Below are 2,854 nucleotides of genomic sequence, written 5' to 3' on the forward strand. Positions count from 1 at the left end.
TCGTCAAATGAAACAGAAACCATTTCCACATTATGAGAAGAACGAAGCGCATTGCTTAAACTTACGTTTTGCATCCGGGACTGCGCGTCATAACTTGCCCAGAAACTTAGCAACACATATTTGCCTTTCAAATTTCCCAACTTAAAGGCGGGTTGCTCATTTGACGTAGATTCGATCTTAAAATCAGGGGCTACGTCGCCCTCACTCAAACCTCCGGTAGGTTTGTCTTTCTCAACGAAAGCGGTCAAGGAACAAATCAGTAATACAACAAAAATCCATTTTACATGCTTCATGTAATTCGGTTTTAGTTAATACTATCCGGGACTGTCCTTAAACAGTGGTTTCTTCCCGAAACGTTGTCTTTTCAGGCATCAGGCGAAGAGGAATCCGCTGATTATCAGAGCCTTTATTTTTGAAACCGGGTGCAAAGGTAAGTAAATATTAAATTAACTTCCAAGCAAATAAGCAAAAATCTCACTTTTTGGGTATAACTTTTTATGTTATTTAGCATAAAAACGAACTTTTTTCTCTACTTTTGCAGAGTTAAAGTCTATTTTTTATGCAACCATCAAATACTGAATTGATTCTGATTCGAGTTACCGGCGAAGATCGTCCGGGACTGACTGCTTCTGTGACTGAAATCCTTGCCAAATATGATGCTACGATCCTTGATATCGGCCAGGCAGATATTCATAATACATTATCGTTGGGAATTCTGTTCAAGAGCGAAGAAAGACACTCCGGATTCATTATGAAGGAACTCCTGTTCAAAGCTTCTTCATTGGGAGTGACCATCCGATTTGAACCTATCACCACCGAACAATATGACAACTGGGTAGGCATGCAAGGGAAAAACCGCTATATCCTGACGGTATTGGGACGTAAACTTTCCGCCCGCCAGATTTCTGCCGCTACAAGCATATTAGCCGAACAGGGCATGAATATAGACGCTATCAAGCGTCTGACAGGTCGTATCCCGCTGGACGAATGTCAGGCTGATACACGTACTCGGGCTTGCATCGAATTTTCAGTAAGAGGTACTCCGAAAGACCGCATTGCCATGCAGGAGAAGCTGATGAAGCTGGCCAGCGAACTGGAAATGGACTTTTCTTTCCAACAGGATAATATGTACCGCCGTATGCGCCGCCTGATTTGTTTTGATATGGACTCTACCTTAATCGAGACAGAAGTGATTGACGAACTGGCTATCCGTGCCGGTGTAGGCGACGAAGTGAAAGCCATCACGGAAAGCGCCATGCGTGGAGAAATAGACTTTACAGAGAGCTTTACCCGTCGCGTAGCCTTATTGAAGGGGTTAGACGAATCGGTAATGCAGGAAATAGCCGAGAACTTGCCTATCACAGAGGGTGTAGAGCGACTGATGTATGTATTGAAGAAGTACGGTTACAAGATCGCCATCCTTTCGGGAGGATTCACTTATTTCGGCCAGTACCTGCAAAAGAAATACGGTATAGATTATGTCTATGCCAACGAACTGGAAATCATCGACGGCAAACTAACCGGACGTTATCTGGGGGATGTAGTAGACGGAAAACGGAAAGCCGAACTGCTCCGCCTCATTGCACAAGTGGAAAAGGTGGATATTGCACAGACCATCGCCGTAGGAGACGGAGCCAACGATCTCCCTATGCTGGGGGTTGCCGGACTAGGAATCGCCTTCCACGCCAAGCCCAAAGTAGTGGCCAATGCCAAGCAATCAATCAACACTATCGGACTGGATGGAGTGCTCTATTTCCTCGGGTTCAAAGATTCTTACTTGAATATGTAATTAGACCAAAAAATAGATTATCTTTGCTGACAAATAAAATAAAAGAATGAAGTTTTCCGAACTACAATTAAATGCAAATGTGCTTGAGGCGCTTGATGCCATGCGATTTGACGAATGTACGCCTATACAAGAACAAGCAATTCCAATCATACTTGAGGGTAAAGATTTGATCGCAGTAGCACAGACAGGGACAGGTAAAACAGCAGCGTTTCTGCTTCCTGTATTGAACAAATTATCTGAAGGTAAACATCCGGAGGATGCGATTAATTGTGTCATCATGTCTCCTACCCGGGAATTGGCTCAACAGATTGACCAGCAAATGGAAGGATTTTCCTATTTCATGCCGGTATCGAGCGTTGCTGTATATGGCGGAAATGACGGGATATTGTTCGAACAACAGAAAAAGGGACTCACATTGGGAGCTGATGTTGTCATTGCTACTCCCGGACGTCTGATCGCCCATTTAAGCCTTGGATATGTAGATCTTTCCAAGGTTTCTTATTTTATTTTGGATGAAGCAGACCGGATGCTCGACATGGGATTCTACGAAGATATCATGCAAATAGCCAAATATCTGCCGAAGGAACGACAGACTATCATGTTTTCAGCCACAATGCCGGCAAAGATACAGCAATTGGCAAATACGATCTTAAACGATCCGTCGGAAATAAAGCTCGCTGTTTCCAAACCTGCGGAAAAGATTATTCAGGCGGCATACGTCTGCTATGAAAATCAAAAGTTAGGCATCATACGCAGTCTTTTTATGGATGAGGTTCCGGAACGTGTGATTGTCTTTGCTTCTTCCAAAATTAAGGTTAAAGAAGTTGCCAAGGCGTTGAAATCAATGAAGCTGAACGTAGGTGAAATGCATTCGGACTTGGAACAGGCTCAACGGGAAACGGTCATGCACGAGTTTAAAGCCGGACGAATCAATATATTGGTAGCTACGGACATCGTTGCACGTGGTATTGATATTGATGATATCCGCCTGGTTATCAACTTCGACGTGCCCCACGACAGCGAGGACTACGTGCACCGCATCGGCCGTACAGCACGTGCCAACAA

At 44.1% G+C, this 2,854-nt stretch carries 3 protein-coding genes; 2 read left to right on the forward strand and 1 reads right to left on the reverse strand.

From position 1 onward, the window contains the following. On the reverse strand, positions 1–293 hold a 293-nt coding region (locus BXY_RS02620; protein WP_208946729.1), incomplete at its 3' end, for a thioredoxin domain-containing protein. A gap of 266 nt (positions 294–559) precedes the next feature. Between BXY_RS02620 and serB the strand changes: the two genes are divergently transcribed. Both serB and BXY_RS02630 read left to right on the forward strand, forming a co-directional pair. Continuing rightward, positions 560–1,789, forward strand: coding sequence for a phosphoserine phosphatase SerB (gene serB, locus BXY_RS02625; protein WP_015531154.1), 1,230 nt, complete (start codon positions 560–562; stop codon positions 1,787–1,789). Positions 1,790–1,835: 46 nt separating this feature from the next. Further along, positions 1,836–2,854 (forward strand): DEAD/DEAH box helicase (locus BXY_RS02630; RefSeq protein WP_208946730.1); only part of this gene is annotated, 1,019 nt, incomplete at its 3' end.

It is taken from the genome of Bacteroides xylanisolvens XB1A (genome assembly GCF_000210075.1).
Taxonomy (GTDB): Bacteria; Bacteroidota; Bacteroidia; order Bacteroidales; family Bacteroidaceae; genus Bacteroides; species Bacteroides xylanisolvens.